The 16,856-nt window shown below is 62.3% G+C and carries 13 protein-coding genes; 7 read left to right on the forward strand and 6 right to left on the reverse strand.

What is annotated here, in order from left to right; translation table 11 throughout:
• Nucleotides 1-76 precede the first annotated feature (76 nt).
• The gene (locus tag AAHB08_RS11320) at nt 77-1,129 is read left to right on the forward strand and encodes an HlyD family secretion protein (protein ID WP_247627424.1); all 1,053 of its coding nucleotides are present in this window, start codon (nt 77-79) and stop codon (nt 1,127-1,129) included.
• Nucleotides 1,129-2,682 carry a DHA2 family efflux MFS transporter permease subunit gene (locus AAHB08_RS11325; protein ID WP_342058969.1) on the forward strand — a complete coding sequence of 518 codons (1,554 nt, stop codon included), beginning with the start codon at nt 1,129-1,131 and terminating at the stop codon, nt 2,680-2,682. The genes AAHB08_RS11320 and AAHB08_RS11325 overlap by 1 nt, the downstream gene beginning before the upstream one ends.
• A gap of 88 nt (nt 2,683-2,770) precedes the next feature.
• Here the strand turns inward: AAHB08_RS11325 and AAHB08_RS11330 are convergent, their stop codons facing one another.
• Complete coding sequence (locus AAHB08_RS11330) at nt 2,771-3,397, reverse strand: lysoplasmalogenase (protein ID WP_202047793.1); 627 nt, start codon at nt 3,395-3,397, stop codon at nt 2,771-2,773.
• A gap of 173 nt (nt 3,398-3,570) precedes the next feature.
• Between AAHB08_RS11330 and AAHB08_RS11335 the strand changes: the two genes are divergently transcribed.
• Entirely contained in the window at nt 3,571-3,729 is a 159-nt protein-coding gene (locus tag AAHB08_RS11335) for a hypothetical protein (protein WP_005332188.1), read from the forward strand.
• 53 nt (nt 3,730-3,782) lie between these two features.
• On the opposite strand, the gene AAHB08_RS11340 is transcribed toward AAHB08_RS11335, so the two are convergent.
• The 5 genes from AAHB08_RS11340 to AAHB08_RS11360 form a co-directional block, all read right to left on the reverse strand.
• Nucleotides 3,783-6,335, reverse strand: coding sequence for a TRAP transporter permease (locus AAHB08_RS11340; protein ID WP_342058970.1), 2,553 nt, complete (start codon nt 6,333-6,335; stop codon nt 3,783-3,785).
• Between the two features lie 98 nt (nt 6,336-6,433).
• Nucleotides 6,434-7,405 (reverse strand): TAXI family TRAP transporter solute-binding subunit, encoded by a 972-nt coding sequence (locus AAHB08_RS11345; RefSeq protein ID WP_202047795.1) that lies wholly within the window; start codon nt 7,403-7,405, stop codon nt 6,434-6,436.
• Between the two features lie 550 nt (nt 7,406-7,955).
• A complete protein-coding gene (locus AAHB08_RS11350) occupies nt 7,956-10,097 on the reverse strand; it encodes a S9 family peptidase (RefSeq protein WP_247627427.1) in 2,142 nt (713 codons plus the stop codon).
• Nucleotides 10,098-10,415: 318 nt separating this feature from the next.
• A complete protein-coding gene (locus AAHB08_RS11355; RefSeq protein WP_342058971.1) occupies nt 10,416-10,847 on the reverse strand; it encodes a DUF411 domain-containing protein in 432 nt (143 codons plus the stop codon).
• A gap of 48 nt (nt 10,848-10,895) precedes the next feature.
• Nucleotides 10,896-11,219 (reverse strand): hypothetical protein, encoded by a 324-nt coding sequence (locus AAHB08_RS11360; RefSeq protein ID WP_342058972.1) that lies wholly within the window; start codon nt 11,217-11,219, stop codon nt 10,896-10,898.
• A gap of 262 nt (nt 11,220-11,481) precedes the next feature.
• Between AAHB08_RS11360 and kefF the strand changes: the two genes are divergently transcribed.
• From kefF to AAHB08_RS11380, 4 genes are all read left to right on the forward strand, one after another.
• Nucleotides 11,482-12,081: a glutathione-regulated potassium-efflux system oxidoreductase KefF gene (gene kefF / locus AAHB08_RS11365; RefSeq protein WP_202047798.1), complete on the forward strand. Its 600-nt coding sequence runs from the start codon at nt 11,482-11,484 to the stop codon at nt 12,079-12,081.
• Between the two features lie 70 nt (nt 12,082-12,151).
• Entirely contained in the window at nt 12,152-14,008 is a 1,857-nt protein-coding gene (gene kefC / locus AAHB08_RS11370) for a glutathione-regulated potassium-efflux system protein KefC (RefSeq protein WP_247627430.1), read from the forward strand.
• Nucleotides 14,005-14,391: a SirB2 family protein gene (locus AAHB08_RS11375; protein WP_342058973.1), complete on the forward strand. Its 387-nt coding sequence runs from the start codon at nt 14,005-14,007 to the stop codon at nt 14,389-14,391. The genes kefC and AAHB08_RS11375 overlap by 4 nt, the downstream gene beginning before the upstream one ends.
• Nucleotides 14,392-14,695: 304 nt before the next feature.
• On the forward strand, nt 14,696-15,682 hold the full coding sequence (locus AAHB08_RS11380; RefSeq protein WP_025325391.1) for a helix-turn-helix transcriptional regulator: 987 nt from the start codon (nt 14,696-14,698) through the stop codon (nt 15,680-15,682).
• Nucleotides 15,683-16,856: the final 1,174 nt, after the last annotated feature.

The raw sequence follows: 16,856 nt of genomic DNA on the forward strand, positions 1-16,856 counted from the left end.
ATCTCATGAATGGATACTAATCGAAACAGTTACACGATGTTAGCCTGCCCGCCACAGTTCAGGAAAAACCCATATCATGAGTCAACACAAGAAGATCCCCCTGCTGGCAGCCCTGCTGCTGGCCCTGTTCGGCCTGCTGTTTGCCGCCTACTGGTATCTGCACGGCCGCCATTTCGAGAGCACCGACAACGCCTATCTGCAGAGCGAGGTGACCGGCATCGGCTCCAAGCTGCCTGGCTACATCAGCGAGGTGCTGGTGACCGACAACCAGGAGGTCAAGGCCGGCCAGCTCATCGCCAGACTGGACGACAGGGAGTACAGAACCCGGGTGCTCGAGGCCGAGGCCGATCTGCACCTCAATCAGGCGACCGCGGAGAACCTGGCCGCCACCCGTACCCAGCAGTTGAGCCTGATCCGTCAGGCCGAGGCCAGGGTCGCCTCGGCCAATGCCGAGCAGGTGAGGGCCCAGCAGCAGGTGCGCCGGGTCAGCCAGCTCAATCAGCGCAACTACAGCTCCCAGGACAGCCTGGACGAGGTGCGCGCCGGTCTGCAGGTCAATCAGGCCCAGGAGCAGGAGGCCAGAGCCGCCCTGCAGGCCGCTCGCGAGCGCCTGCTGGTGCTGGACGCCGAAGCCAAGCAGAACCAGGCCAGACTGGCACTGAGTGAAGCCCAGCTCGAACAGGCCAGGCTGGAACTCGGCTACACCGAGCTGCGGGCCCCGGCGGACGGCATCATAGGCAAGCGCAGCCTGCGGGAAGGGCTCTATGTGCAGTCCGGCATGCAGGTGGCCAGCCTGGTGCCGCTGCAACAGGTGTGGGTCGAGGCGAACTTCAAGGAGACCCAGTTGCAGCACATGCAACCGGGTCAGCGCGTGGAGGTGATCCTGGATGCCTATCCGGATCAGCCGGTCGAGGGGATCATCGACAGCCTGGCCCCCGCCACCGGCGCCAAGTTCGCCCTGCTGCCACCGGAGAACGCCACCGGCAACTTCACCAAGATAGTGCAGCGGGTGCCGGTCAAGATCCGCATCCCAGAGCCGGGCGCACTGGCGGGCAAGCTTCGTCCTGGTCTCTCCAGCGAGGTGATAGTGGACACCCGCACCCCTGATCCCGTGGTCGCCGCCAACTGATGGAACCCATTCCACGTCGCAACTGGATCGCGGTCATGGGGGGCCTCATCGGCGCCTTCATGGCCATACTCGACATCCAGATCACCAACGCCTCCCTGAAGGACATTCAGGGCGCCCTCTCGGCCACCCTGAGCGAGAGCTCCTGGATCTCCACCTCCTACCTGGTGGCGGAGATGATCGCCATCCCCCTGAGCGGCTGGCTGAGCCGGGGGCTGAGCGTGCGCCGCTACCTGCTGTGGACCACGGGAGCCTTCATCGTCGCCTCCGTGCTCTGCTCGTTCAGCTGGAACCTCACCAGCATGATCGTCTTCCGGGCGCTGCAGGGCTTCACCGGCGGGGCGCTGATCCCCATGGCCTTCTCCCTCATTGTCAGCCTGCTGCCGCTGCACAAGCGGGCCACCGGCATGGCGCTGTTCGGCCTGTGCGCCACCTTCGCCCCCGCCATAGGCCCGACGCTGGGGGGCTGGCTGACGGAGCAGCTCTCCTGGCACTACATCTTCTACCTGAACGTGCCCCCCGGCCTGCTGGTGATGGCCATGCTGGCCCACGGACTGGACAGGAAGCCGGTGGACTGGGAGGTGATCAAGCGGGTGGATCTCATCGGCATAGTCACCATGGCGATGGGGCTGGGTCTGCTGGAGGTGGTGCTGGAGGAGGGCAATCGGGAAGACTGGTTCGGCTCCAGCTTCATAGTGCGGCTCACCGTCATCTCGGTGGTGGCCCTGGTGTTCTTCGTCATCAGCCAGCTGCTGCGCCGCCATCCCCTGGTCAATCTGCGGCTGCTGCACAGCCCGCGCTTCGCCCTGGCCTGCTTCGCCTACCTGGTGCTCGGCATGGCGTTGATGGGCTCCATCTATGTGCTGCCGCTCTATATGGCGCAGATCCACAACTACAACGCCCTGGAGATAGGGGAAGTGCTGATGTGGATGGGCCTGCCACAGCTGCTGGTGCTGCCCCTGGTACCCAGGCTGGTCACCCGGATAGATCCGCGCTACCTGGTGAGCTTCGGCTTCCTGGTGTTCGCCATCAGCTGCTTCATGAACGTCAACATGAGCGCCGACTACGCCGGCCCCCAGCTGATCCAGTCGCTGATAGTGCGGGCCCTGGGCCAGCCCTTCATCATGGTGCCCCTCTCCCTGGTGGCGACCGCCAGTCTGACCCCGGAGGAGATCCCCTCCTCCTCCACCCTGCTCAACGTGCTGCGCAACCTCGGGGGAGCCTTCGGCATCGCAATCATAGCCACCCTGATCGACAACGACACCCGCATCCACGCCAGCCAGATAGGCAGCACCCTGGCCGCCACCAGCATAGCGGGGCAGGCCTACCTGCTGCAGCTGGCCCAGACCATGATGGCCCAGGGCTCGGATCCCGCACTCGCCCAGCAGCAGGCCAGAGCCATGCTGTCCAATACCATCAACCGGGAGGCCGCCATCATGGCCTACAACCAGGTGTTCTACGTGATGGGCATCTTCCTGCTCATCGCCAGCGCCCTGATGCTGCTGCTCAGGCAGCCGGCCCCCAGGGCCGCGGATGCCGAACCGCTGGAGGCGTGACACCGGCATGACAAAACGGGCCCCATGGCCCGTTTTTTTGTATGGGAGTGCGTGCCCCGTTCCCCCTCTGCACAGGGCCCCGAGGCGCTCAGCCTGCCAGGGAGGCGGCGATCAGGAACTGGGCGGCGAAGTAGCTGCTCATGATCCAGGCCGTGGCATGGGGGAAGGGGCGGCGGAAGCGGTCCAGCGCCAGCATGCTGTCGGAGAAGAGGAACATCAGCGCCCCCACCAGGGCCGCAGCAGAACCGGCGGTAAGAGAGGCGTGCCAGGCGCCGGCGGCAACCCAGGCCATGCCGATGATCACCAGCATGTAGCAGAAGACGGGGATCTTCATCTCCCCGAGCTTGCCCCACAGCAGGCCGAACACCATGCCAGCCACCAGCAACAGCAGCAGGCCATCCACCAGCTTGAGCACAAGGGGGCCCTGGGCGAAGCCGACTATGTAGCAGAGGTGCGCGACAAAAAATGCCGCCAGTCCCTGGATGAAGCGATCCCGTGGCAGCATCAGCAGCACGTCACCGGCCAGCGACAGGCAGAGGCCGAGCAGGATCCAGGCGTGGGAACCGTTGTGGTCATCGCTCTGGTAGCCAAAGGCCAGGGCGATGATGAACAGCATGGTCAGGGGTTTGCTGATGTAGAACTGACGGGAGTCTGAGCCATAAGCCGCGCGGATGTGCCACCAGCCAGATGCGATGATCAAGAAACTCAATAACATGCCCTGCTCCTCACCGATTGCTCGCGGTCACACGGCAACCTCTTTAGTGCCCGCAAGAGTAGCAAATTCCCCCGCCCAGTGGCAGGGGGGTGAAGCAGATGGCACCCTACACCTAAAGTCTAATTGCCCCCTGCTCGCGGCTCGGGCATAAGAGACAGCTCTGGAAGATCACCATGGAAGACGCAATGACCAACTACCTGCCCGCCATCGACATCATGATGTGCCACCTGGGGATCAGCTTCGAACAAGCCTGTGAACAGCTTGGTCTGAGCCCGCAGGAACAACAGACCCTGGATCAGCTGCAAAAGCAGAAGCAGACCCAGTCAAACTAGCCTGCCCGGTATTGAAAACGGCGCCATCGAGGCGCCGTTTTTATTGGTGGTGTCTATGAGCGGGTGGCCCGTCGCCGTTGCAGCCAGATCACCAGCGCAAACAGCAGGAAGCCCGGGATCCACATCAGCTCCTTGTGCCAGCGCTCGGTAGGCGCCTTGACGGAGAGGATCTCCTGATCAAACTCCATGCCGGCCGCGGCCGCCGGACTGCCGAAGGTGACGTTGTCGATCAGGGTCTTGCCATCCTGCTCGTACAGGGTCAGCCCCAGGCCGGCCAATCGCTCTTCGCCATCGGCACCGGCCGGTACCGCCAGCAGCACAGTGGATTGACGCAGCTTGCCCACCGCATCCTCCCCCTGGATCCGCAGTCGCAGTGTGCTCTCCGCTTCCACCTCGCCCAGGGTCTGGGCCAGCAGGGCGGGAGGCGTCTCACGATAGGGATCATGCACCATGTCCATCCAGAAACCGGGACGGAACAGGGTGAAGGCCACCAGCAGCAGCAGCACGTTCTCGTACCAGCGACTCTTCACCAGGAACCAGCCCTGGGTGGCGGCGGCGAAGATCAGCATGGCGACCGTGGCCACCACGAAGATCAGCACCCCGTGGGCGAAGTCCACGTCGATCAGCAGCAGATCCGTGTTGAAGATGAACAGGAACGGCAGCGCCGCGGTGCGCAGGCTGTAGTAGAAGGCGGTGATCCCGGTCTTGATGGGATCCCCCTTGGAGACGGCAGCCGCCGCGAACGAGGCCAGCCCCACCGGCGGGGTCACGTCCGCCATGATACCGAAGTAGAACACGAACAGGTGCACGGCGATGAGCGGCACTATGAGGCCGTTCTGCTGCCCCAGCGTCACCACCACAGGGGCCAGCAGGCTGGAGACCACTATGTAGTTCGCTGTGGTGGGCAGCCCCATGCCGAGAATAAGGCTCAGCAGGGCGGTGAGGATCAGCATCAGCAGCAGGTTGCCCATGGAGAGCATCTCCACCAGATCCGCCAGCACCAGGCCGACCCCGGTCTGGGAGACGGCACCGACTATGATCCCCGCCGTGGCGGTGGCGATGCCGATGCCGATCATGTTGCGGGCACCGGCCACCAGGCCCTCCTTCAAGTCCACCAGACCATCGCGGGCCGAGCCGTAGTCATGCTTGCCGTCGGTACGCAGCCAGTTGAGCAGCGGCCGCTGGGTCAGCAGGATGATCACCAGCATGACGGTACCCCAGAAGGCCGACAGCCCAGGGGAGAGGCGCTCCACCATCAGGCACCACACCAGCACCACCACAGGCAGCAGGAAGTGCAGGCCGGAGAGCAGCACGGCGCGGGTGTTCGGCAGCTCGGTGAGGGGCTGATCCGGATCCTCGGCGGGCAGCGGCGCATTGCTGGCCGCTATCTTCAGCAGACCCAGATAGACGGCCGCCAGCAACAGGGCGATCCCCGGCAGGGCATAGTCCCCCAGCGCCGGCTTGAGCCAGCCCAGACCATGGTAGACCGCCATCGACAGGCCGCTGATGAGGGTGGCACCGAAGGCGAAGCCGGTCAGGCGACGCAGCCAGGGCTTGGGTTGATGGCCGCCGATGGGCTGCATGCCGAGCTTGAGCGCTTCCAGGTGGACTATGTAGAGCAGCGCTATGTAGGAGATGGCCGCCGGCAGGAAGGCGTGCTTGATGATCTCCACGTAGGGAATGCCCACGTACTCCACCATCAGGAAGGCCGCCGCCCCCATCACGGGGGGCATGATCTGGCCGTTGACCGAGGAGGCCACCTCGACCGCCCCCGCCTTCTCCTTGGAGAAGCCGACCCGCTTCATCATGGGGATGGTGAAGGTGCCCGTGGTCACCACGTTGGCGATGGAGGAGCCGGAGATGACCCCGGTCAGGGCCGAGGCCACCACGGCCGCCTTGGCCGGGCCGCCGCGCAGGTGGCCGAGCAGGCTGAAGGCGAGCTGGATGAAGTAGTGACCGGCACCGGCCCGCTCCAGCAGGGCGCCGAACAGCACGAACAGGAACACGAAGCTGGTGGAGACCCCGAGGGCGATGCCGAACACCCCCTCCGTGGTGATCCACTGGTGGTTCGCCAGGGCGGTGAAGCTCACCCCGCGGTGCGCCAGCAGCCCTGGCATCCAGGGGCCGGCCAGGCTGTAGGCGAGAAACACCAGGGCGATCACCGCCAGGGCCGGGCCCAGGGCACGGCGGGCGGCTTCCAGCAACAGCGGAATGCCGATGCAGGCGGTGATCAGATCGGCCGTGGTGAGGTTGCCGGGGCGCTGGGCCAGGGCCTCATACATGACGAACAGATAGGCGGCCGCACCGGCGGCGATCAGACCGAGGGCGATGTCGCCGAGGGGCACCCTGTCTCTGGGGGAGCGCCGGAAGGCCGGGAACACCAGATAGGCCAGCAGCAGGGCGAAGGTCAGGTGAATGGCGCGGGTTTCGGTGTCATTGAGTACGCCGACCCCGAAAATGAAGGGGAGCGGCGAGGCGATCCAGAGCTGGAACAGGGACCAGGCTAGCGCCAGCCCGGTGATCAGCCAGCCCATGAGGCCGAGGGGCAGCCGGGCGCCCACGTCCTGGGCGATCAGTTCCTCGGTAGAGAGTTGTTTTTCTTGCATAGGGTTAACTTTTGCCTGCGAGTACAACGACACGACACCCGCTGCCGGTGTGGCGGGCGGGTGTCGAAGAGAACGATGGAAGGCCGGCAGGCCTTCAATCAGAGCCAGCCACGCTCTTTGTAGTAACGTGCGGCGCCTTCATGCAGGGGCGCGGAGAGACCCACCTTGATCATGTCGGCCTCTTTCAGATCGGCGAAGGCCGGGTGCAGACGCTTGAAGCGATCCAGGTTGTCGAACACCGACTTGACCAGCTGGTAGACCACTTCAGGATCGGCCTTGGCACTGGTGGAGAGCACCGCCTTGCCACCGATGGACGGGGTCGGCTTGTCGCTGCCCTTGTAGAGACCACCCGGGATCTCGGCCTTGGTGTAGTAGCTCTTCTCGGCCAGCAGCTTGTCGATGTCGGCGCCGGTCACCGGCACCAGCACGGCGTCCGTGGTAGTGGAGGCTTCCTGGATGGCACCGTTCGGGTGACCGACGAAGTAGCTCATGGCGTCGATGTTGTTGTCACCCAGGGCGGAGGCCTGCTCCGCCGGCTTCAGTTCGGAGACCAGGCCGAAGTCGCTCTTCTTCCAGCCCTTGACCGCCATGATCTCTTCCATGGTGTCGCGCTGGCCGGAACCCGGGTTGCCGATGTTGACGCGCTTGCCCTTCAGATCGTCGAAGCCGGCGATCTTGGCGTCGCGGCGGGCGAGAATGGTGAACACTTCGCTCTGCAGGGAGAAGACGGCGCGCATGTCATCCATGGCCCCCTCGGCCTGGAAGGGGGGCAGCCCCTTCATCGCCTTGTACTGGTGGTCGGACTGCATGATGCCGAAGTTGAACTCACCGCTGCGGATGCCGTTGACGTTGGCCACGCCACCGCCACTGGCCGGCGCATTGCACTTGATCTGGTGATCGGCGGCGCCGCGATTGAGGAAACGACAGATGGACTGGCCAGCCACGTAGTAGACGCCGGTCTGACCGCCGGTGCCTATGGTCACGAAGCGCTCCTGCGCCTGTACCGGACCACCAAACGACACACCGACCAGGGCCGCCGACAGGGCGCACGCCAAGGATAATCCTTTCATGTTCTTCATCCTTTTCATTGATTTATCTCACCCGATTCCCGGGTGAATATGAGACGGACCCGCACCAAGACTGGGTCCGCCTATATGACCTCATATGAGGAAAGGGTCGAGCGCCAACGGCTCTTCCCAAAGCCACCATCATCCTGCGGTGAGATAATCAGCGTCATGCCGACTGAGGGTGATTCGACCACAAAAGAGCCGGATCAAAAGTTGTAACCCCTTGATTAGGCACAGAGCGCCAACATAAATCAAACAAAATGGCAAAGCGGCGGATTTAAATAGCGAGAAATTTGAACTGGATCATCAATTCATCGGTCGTGGATTAATTGGTTTTCTGTGCGCAGGCAGAGGGGAAATGGAGGGGGCGGATTCCTTTGTAACCCTTTACTGACAAGGGCTGCCATCTGGCTGAGGGCGCCCCGAGACAGGATCAGGCTAGGGTGCAAGACACAGGCCGGCGGGGTTGCCCTCGCCGGCCTGATCTCATCTGCGCATCGGCGCCATCTCTGGCGCCCGGATCGCGGTTCAGCAACAAGCGGTTAACCCAGCCTCATGCCTTCGGCCTGGCCAGCTCCAGAATAAAGGCAAATTCCAGGGCGATGTCCTCGTAAGCCTTGAAGCGACCCGACTTGCCGCCGTGACCGGCATCCATGTCGGTGCTGAGCAACAGCTGGTTGTCGTCCGTCTTCAGCTCCCGCAGCTTGGCGACCCACTTGGCGGGCTCCCAATACTGCACCTGGGAGTCGTGCAGACCCGTGGTGACCAGCAGGTTGGGGTAGGCCTGCGCCTTGACCTGATCGTAGGGGCTGTAGCTCTTCATGTAGTCGTAGTAGCGCTTTTGGTTCGGGTTGCCCCACTCGTCGTACTCCCCTGTGGTGAGGGGAATGGACTCGTCCAGCATGGTGGTGACCACGTCGACGAAGGGCACCTGGGCGACTACGCCGCGATAGAGCTGGGGCGCCTGGTTGATGACGGCCCCCATCAGCAGGCCGCCGGCGCTGCCGCCCATGGCGTAGACCTGGTCTCTCGCCCCATAGCCCTGGGCCACCAGCGCCTCGGTCACGTCGATGAAGTCGTGGAAGGTATTCTGTTTTTTCAGCAGCTTGCCGTCTTCATACCAGGGGCGCCCCAGCTCTTCACCGCCCCGGACATGGGCGATGGCGTAGACGAAGCCGCGGTCCAGCAGGCTCAGGCGCGAGCTGCTGAAGTCGGGATCCATGCTGGCGCCGTAGGAGCCGTAGCCATAGACCAGCAGAGGGTTCTTGCCCTCCTTCTTGAACAGATCCTTGCGATAGACCAGGGAGACAGGCACCGCCACCCCGTCGCGGGCGGTCACCCAGACCCGCTCGCTGGCGTACTGGTCGGCCTTGAAGCCCGCCACCGGCTGCTGCTTGAGCAGGGTGCGTTTGCCGCTGTCCAGATTCAGCTCATAGGTGGAGGACGGCGTGGTCATGGAGGAGTAGCCATAGCGCAGGGCGCTGGTCTCCGGCTCCGGGTTGTAGGCGAGCCAGGTGACATAGGCGGGATCGTCGAAGGCGATCTCTTTCTGCTCCCCGCTCTGCCAGTTGATCTGGCGCAGCCGGGTCAGCCCCTTGCTGCGCTCCTCCAGCACCAGCCAGTCCCTGAACAGGGCATAGCTCTCCAGCAGCACGTCCGGATTGGGGGCTATCACCGCCTTCCAGCGATCCACCGGGCTCTCCCTGGTCTCGTAGAGGCCGAAGTTCTTGCCATCCTTGTTGGAGCGCACATAGAAGCGGCCGCGGTAGTGATCCAGGCTGTATTCGTGATCCACCTGGCGGGGCAGGAACAGGCGCGGCGCCTGAACCGGCGTGTTGGCGTCGATGAGGCGCGCCTCGCTGGTGGTGGTGCTGGAGAGGGCGATGACGATGAAGTCTTCCGAGGTGGTGGCATAGAGGCTGACGTAGAAGCTGTCATCCTTCTCCTCGTAGACCAGCTTGTCCTTGGCGGGATCGCTGCCCAGCTCGTGGCGATAGACCTGATAGGGCAGCAGTGTCTTGGGGTGCTTGCGCACATAGAACACCGTCTTGCTGTCGTTGGCCCACACCAGGTTGCCCGAGGTGTTCTCCAGCTTGTCGGCGGCCCAGGTGCCGCTCTCCAGATCGAGGAACTGGATCTGGTACTGACGGCGAGAGAGGAAGTCTTCCGCCACCGCCAGCCAGCGGTTGTTGCGACTCACCTCGAGCGCCCCCAGCGAATAGAACTCGTGACCCTCGGCGCGCTGGTTGCTGTCCAGCATCAGGCTGGCGTCCTTCTCCCCCACCTTGCTGCGGGAGTAGATGGCGTACTCCTTGCCCGGCTCATAGCGGGTCTGGTAGCGGTAGCCGTTCTTCACATAGGGCACGGACTCGTCCTGCTGGGGGATGCGGGCCACCATCTCCTTGTAGAGCTGGTCACGCAGCGGCTTGACCGGCTTGAGCATGGCCTCGGTGTAGGCATTTTCGGCCTTGAGATAGTCCAGCACCTCGGGCTTTTGCCGATCGTCGTCACGCAACCAGTAGTAGTTGTCGATCCGGACGTCCCCGTGCTTTTTCAGGGTATGGGGGTGCTTGGGGGCCACAGGAGGCAGGATGGGGGTTTCGCTTGTCGGCATGACGGGCTCTTCATTGGCATGGGTACAGGGCACGGCGACCAGACAAGCCAGCAGCAGCAACCCTCGGGGAAAGATGAACATGTCGCATCCTTTGCGCTGTAACAGGGCAGGCAGGCTCGCGGGGAGCGCCATGAATTGACGATCAGGCCGCCGCCGCTCACTCCGCCGGTGCGGAAACAAGGCTGGCAAACCGGAACATCGCCCCTGAGAAAATAAATTGGCGATCAATCTGCCCCTTGTCGCCCTGGGTTGCAAGTGATCCCCGGACATTCGGCCCCAAACCATGAAAAAGGGCCACCCTCTCACAAGGGTGGCCCTCCTGCTCTGGCCATGAGCGGCACGGATTCGCTCAGGTGTGCCTCACATGATGGAGTGGTGCCGGCTCATGACCAGTGTTCGTCAGCCGGGGTAGCTCGACCAGACTCTGGTCGCGCCCTCCTCGCTGATGCTCAGCACCTGGTAGGGCTGACCCGGAATATCCATGCCAGGCGCACTCTGGGGCATGCCCGGAATGGTCAGGCCGCGGATCGCCGGCTTTTCCTTGAGCAGCTTCTGCACGTCGGCGGCGGGCACATGCCCCTCCACCACATAGCCGTTCACCACCCCGGTGTGACAGGAGGCCAGCTGAGGGGTGATGCCGTACTGTTGCTTGATGGGTTCAAGCTGCTCGGTTTCGACGACCTTGACCGCAAAGCCGTTCTCTTCCATGTGCTTGATCCAGGTCTTGCAGCAGCCGCAATACTGGGACTTGTAGACTGTCATCTGCTCGGTTGCCAGAGCAGAAAAACTGACGGTACCGGCCAGCACGGCCAGTAACAGGGACTTGTACATGACTCACCTCGGATAAGAAGAAATACCCAATACAGGGGAAAAATCGACTCAACCGGGTTGACGAGGGGGACGCTCCAGCCGCGCCTTGGGAGCATCCGGCACAAACAGGGAGGGAGAGAGGAAATCCGGCGCATCGGGTTCCAGTACGGCGACCGTCAGGCTGTTGTCCATCAGCGCCGTCATGGCGAGGGCAGAGGTGAAGCTGCCACAGGGCATGGCTTTCTCCAGGGTGCGCTCGCTCTGGCTGCAATGGGTGGTCAGGGTACAGAGGTCCGTCGCAGCCCGGCTGCCAAACGACATCAACACCAGCAGCAGACTCCACAGGGGGAGCCAGCGACGGGCGCGAGCGAGTTGGCGACGGGTCAGGACCATGGGATGACTCAGTGATCGAAGAGGGCCTATGGTAACCCTTGGCCCAGGGGGAGGGTCAAGCCCTCCCCCTGCGGGAGATCAAAAGAGGCTGGAATAGGGGCGAGGGTCATCCCCCGTCAGACACTGCCACAACCAGCGGCCACGAGAGTCCAATACAGGCGTCATTCACGTCCGCCACTGGCGAGCCGGGGTGCTTCTTGATAACGTCGCAGCTCACCGCCCTTTTTTATCGGCACCAGGCCCCTCTTCAGGCTAGGACCTCATGAAACGCATTCTGATCATCTTCTCGCACCCGGCCCTGCAGAGCTCCAGGGCCAACAGGCAGTTGCTGCAGGCACTCGACGGTCTGGAGGGCATCACCCTGCACGACCTCTACCACCACTACCCGGACATGTTCATCGACGTGAAGCGGGAGCAGGCCCTGCTGTCTGAGCACGACATCATCGTCTTCCAGCACCCCTTCTACTGGTACTCCTGCCCGGCCATCATGAAGGAGTGGCTGGATCTGGTGCTGGAGTATGGCTACGCCTACGGCCCCGAGGCCCATGCCCTCAGTGGCAAGCAGTGGCTCTCCGCCATCACCACGGGGGGCGCTCCGGAGTCATATTGCAGCGAGGGCTACAACCAGCGCCCGCTGCTCGACTTCCTGCTGCCGTTCCAGCAGACGGCGCAGCTGTGCGGCATGCAGTGGCTGCCCCCCTTCGTGCTGCACTCCTTCCACAAGCTGAAAGACCCGGAGGCGCTGCGCCGCTGTGGCCAGGATTACCGCCAGCTGATCTGCGCCCTGCGCGATGAGCGGCTGACCCCGGCCCAGCTCGCTGGCAGCCCCTATCTGCGGGATCTGCTGGGGGAGTTGTCATGACGACAGGTTGGATTTTCATCGGGCTTGCGCTGCCGGCCCTGAGGAACAGAGACGAACGGAGGGCCGGCTGATGGGGCACGGATTGTTGTTTGACGCCTTGATCTATCTCTCGGCGGCGGTGATAGCGGTGCCGCTGGCCAAACGCTGGGGGCTGGGTTCCGTGCTCGGCTACCTGCTGGCGGGCATCATCATAGGTCCCTTCCTGCTGGGACTGGTGGGGGAGCAGAAGGATGTGATGCACTTCGCCGAGTTCGGGGTGGTGCTGATGCTGTTTCTGGTCGGGCTGGAGCTGCGCCCTGCCCTGCTGTGGCAGCTGAAGGGACCCATACTCGGCACCGGCGGCCTGCAGGTGCTGCTCACCACGGGGGCCCTGACCGGGGTCGCTCATCTCATCGGCCTGCCCTGGCAGCAGGGGCTCGCCATCGGTCTCATCCTGGCGCTCTCCTCCACCGCCATCGTGCTGCAGAGCCTGCAGGAGCGCAAACTGATGCAGAGCGAGAGCGGGCGATCCGCCTTCGCTGTGCTGCTGTTCCAGGACATCGCCGTCATTCCCATCCTGGCCATACTGCCGCTCCTCGCCATCGCGCCTGTGGCCAGCAACGGCAATCCGGATCTGGCGGGCTGGCAGCACGGCCTGCTGGTGGTCGCCGCCATCGCCGGCATAGTGCTGGGCGGCCACTACCTGATGCGGCCGGTGTTCCGTGCCATCGCCCAGTCCCACATGCGGGAGATCTTCGTCGCCGCCGCCCTGCTGCTGGTGATCGCCATCGCAGTGCTGATGGAGTCGGTGGGCCTCTCGCCTGCGCTGGGCTCCTTCCTCGCCGGCGTGGTGCTGGCGGACAGCGAGTATCGCCACGAGCTGGAGGCGGACATAGAGCCGTTCAAGGGGCTGCTGCTCGGCCTCTTCTTCATGTCGGTGGGCGCCGGCATCGACTTTGGTCTGTTTGCCGCCCATCCCCTGCTCATTCCATCTCTGGTGATAGGGCTGATGCTCCTGAAATGGGGAGTGCTGATGGTGCTCGGCCTGATCATTCGCATCTCGCCGAGCCAACGCTGGACCTTCGCCCTGGCGCTGGCACAAGGAGGGGAGTTCGCCTTCGTGCTGTTCTCGTTCGCCGCCCAGAACAAGGTGCTGCCCGGTGACACCATCTCGCTGCTGACCCTGGTGGTGGCGCTCTCCATGGCGCTGACGCCGCTCTTGCTGATCCTCAACGATCGGGTGATCCAGCCCTGGTTCGACTACCGCAACCAGAGCGATGCCCCCGAGCACGAGCAGCCGGAACTGGTCGAGCACCCTGTCATCATCGCCGGCTTCGGCCGCTTCGGTCAGATAGTGGGGCGTCTGCTGCACGGTCACGGCATAGGCACCACCATACTGGAGCAGGACGCCAGCCAGATAGAGATGCTGCGCAAGTACGGCTATCAGGTATTCTACGGCGATGCCAGCCGGCTCGACCTGCTCCATGCCGCCGGGGCCCACAAGGCCAGGCTGCTGGTGCTCTCCATCAACGATCCGGCTACCTCCCTCGAGGTGATCGAGATGGTGAAGAAACACTTCCCGCACCTCAAGATCCTGGCCCGCGCCCAGGACAGGCCCCATGCCCACGAGATCCTTCGACACGGCGTCGACAGCGTGCACCGGGAAACCCTGGGATCGGCCGTGGATCTGGGGGTAGAGGCACTGACCCAGCTCGGATTCCGGGCCAACCAGGCCTGGCGTGCGGGTCAGGTGTTCAAGCAGTATGACAACCGGCTGCTGCGGGAACAGGTCAATTACCTGGATGACGAGCACACCTATATCAACAAGAGCCTGCAATACCGCGAGATCCTCTCCGATCTGCTGCAAGACGATCAGGAAGGACAGGAGCGTACCCACGCGCACAACTGGAACAGCGGTCTGCCCGACAACGACAAGGAAGCAATATGATTGCCTATTACCCCATGTTCAAACACCTGCACATGACCCTGGCCATGGTCAGCCTGCTGCTGTTCATCTACCGCTGGAGCCTGGCGCTGGCTGGCAGCGGGCGCTTGCAGCAGAAGTGGATCAAGGTGTTGCCCCACATCAACGACACCTTGCTGCTGCTGTTTGGCGTGCTGCTGGCGGTCACCCTGCAGATGAGCCCAGGCCAGCAGCCCTGGCTGATGGCCAAGCTGATCGCCCTGGTGCTCTACATAGGGCTCGGCGTCATGGCGCTCAAGCGCCCTGCGCGCGGCCAGAAGCTGATCGCCGGGGTCGCCGCCCTCGCGGTATTTGGCTACATGATTGGCGCCGCCATCACCAAGTCAGCCTGGTCCTGGCTGGCCTGAACGACCTCTTTGTCGGTGAGGGCCCAGTCCCTCACCTCTCTCCCCCTGCCGAATACCCTCCTCCCCCCTGGCTCCCTATACATTTCTCCCTTGTCGTGACAACCGGGCAAATCTGGAGAACGCTTTATTTTGGCAAAAAACAGCGCCAAACAACCCCCGTCACGCTTTGATTGTCGATTATTATCAATTAGTTAGCTCGTTATGTATGAAAATGGCGACAGTTGTCGCAGCAAAACTTGCGACATAGACTGTCGCATGCCATGGCTAGGATACACTCAACGCTAAACCAGTGAAGGCATGCACCATGAGTAAGAAGCTGTTACGACAACTGACCTTGGCGCGTTGCATCCCGCACCGCCCTTACAAGCTGACCGCCAGCCAACTCCAGGTAAAACTGGAAGAGGAAGGCATTCACGTCAGTCTGCGTACCGTGCAACGGGACCTGGAAGAGATGTCCGGTATGGGACTGTTCGACCTCACCTCGGATGAGCGCAGCAAACCACACGGCTGGTGCTTCGAGCGCCACGGTCTCAACGACTTTGCCAACATCATGCCGCTCTCCCTGGCGGTGGCCCTGAAAACCTGGAGTGATCAGGCGAGCCAACTGCTACCGGCGAGTGTATTGACCGAATTGAACCCCTTGGTCGACAAGGCCAGCCAGGTGATCCGTGACAGCCAGAGCGAACTGGCGGAGCGCTGGCTCGAGAGCGTGCATCAGTCGCCGCGTCCATTTGCCGGCAACCCGGAGATCCGCCGCAGCACCCTGATCCGCGACGCCCTCTGGCGTGGTCGCAAGTTCAGCGCCGAGATCCAGCGTGTCATCAAGGAACGCACCGTGTGGCTCTGCTATGACCGCATCAATCCGCTCGGGATCCTGAACCAGCCCGATGGCCCCATCCTGCTCTGCACCCTGTCCGAGCTGGATCCCAAGGTCTATGGTATCCCGTTCGATCACATCAAGAACGTGGAACTGACCAACTTCAGCGCCACCCAACCGAAGGACTTCAACGTCCAGAAGCTGATCCGCGACCAGGGCTATCAGGACGTCAGTGGCCCGATCCGCTTCGTCGGACGCATCGATGCCAACTGCCCCACCCTGATCGATGGGCAGATCCCGGGACACAACCCGCGCATGACCCGCTACGACAAGCGCAGCGTGGTGGTGGAGACCGAGGTCCAGGATACGCCCGAGTTCCGCTCCTGGTTGAACAACATGAGTGGCAATCTGGAAGTATTGGCACCGGAGTCCCTGCGCAAGGCATATCCGACACCGGGCACCCGGGTCAGCTGAGCACAATCGGATGAATGATGAAAAGCCGAGCATGAGCTCGGCTTTTGTCTGTTTTTCACACATAATTATTCAATTAATTTTTAACTCTTACACCCCTGATTGAGCCTTCTGTACCATCGTTTTCCTCCCGGTTTTTGGTTGTGAGAGATCCGCCATTCCTCCTGTAAGACCCCTCAGTGTTGAGCCGTACGTGAAACCATCCCGAGAGCCCCATGCTTTCCTGAGAAACTAAATAACACACTGATAAAAAAGACAAATTCAGATTCATGACAGATATTCATTCATCATCTGGCGTTATCTGATGACCTTCCATGCCTTGTTCCTGCCCACGATTGCCTTAGTATGGGTCTCACAAGGACGGCTGGTCCGGCAGGATGCAGGAACAGCGCATAAATAGGAAAAGCCACAGGACGTGGCAGGACACCTCAGGATGAGGTTGATAACCCGGATGGTTATCACAAGGAATGACAGGACAACCGCAGGATGCGGTCGCAGGACACCTCGGGATGAGGCCGAGTGGCACGGATAGTCACTCTTCAGGATGACGCAAGGAACACCACGGGATGTGGTAATGGACACCTCCAGGACGGAGACGGTGAAGCAATCAGGAGTGATTGCCAGGCTAGGATGGCCACAGGACACCCCAATGGACTGGGAAGGGGAAATTCCAAAGGAAAGGATAGAGTCAAGGATTGCAGGGAGCATGGCAGTTCAGGGACTGGACGAGATGACTTGAGGGGACGGCAGACGCCGTCCCCTTTTCTTTATATGCATTCCAGCGAATCAACCCACCCTGGGGGCGCACTTACCCCATGTTCCGGAGCTGTTGCCTGAATCACCTCACCCGCAGGCATAAGAAGCATCGCATGCATCTCGTGGACAACCCCTGACCACAGTTATCGAAACCAATATCCATTGCCCTGGGCAGAAAAGCGGGACGCCTTGGCCCCCCCCCAGAGGCGCTACTTCATCACTTCTTTATTCATAGAGCAGCCAAGTCTGTTGAGTGGACGATTTGTCTCTCCCTCTGCTTCATATGCACCAGAGCAAAAATTAGTGGCGGAGCGCCAATGGGAGCCGAGTGAAACCCGGTGACAAGCAGAGAGCATGTGGCAACTCGCCGGTATGTCGAGCCTTTAGTAGTGGCGGTAGTGTTTCAGGGGGGTTGAAACGC

This window comes from Aeromonas sp. OTU364, from assembly GCF_038440395.1.
Classification (GTDB): Bacteria; Pseudomonadota; Gammaproteobacteria; order Enterobacterales; family Aeromonadaceae; genus Aeromonas.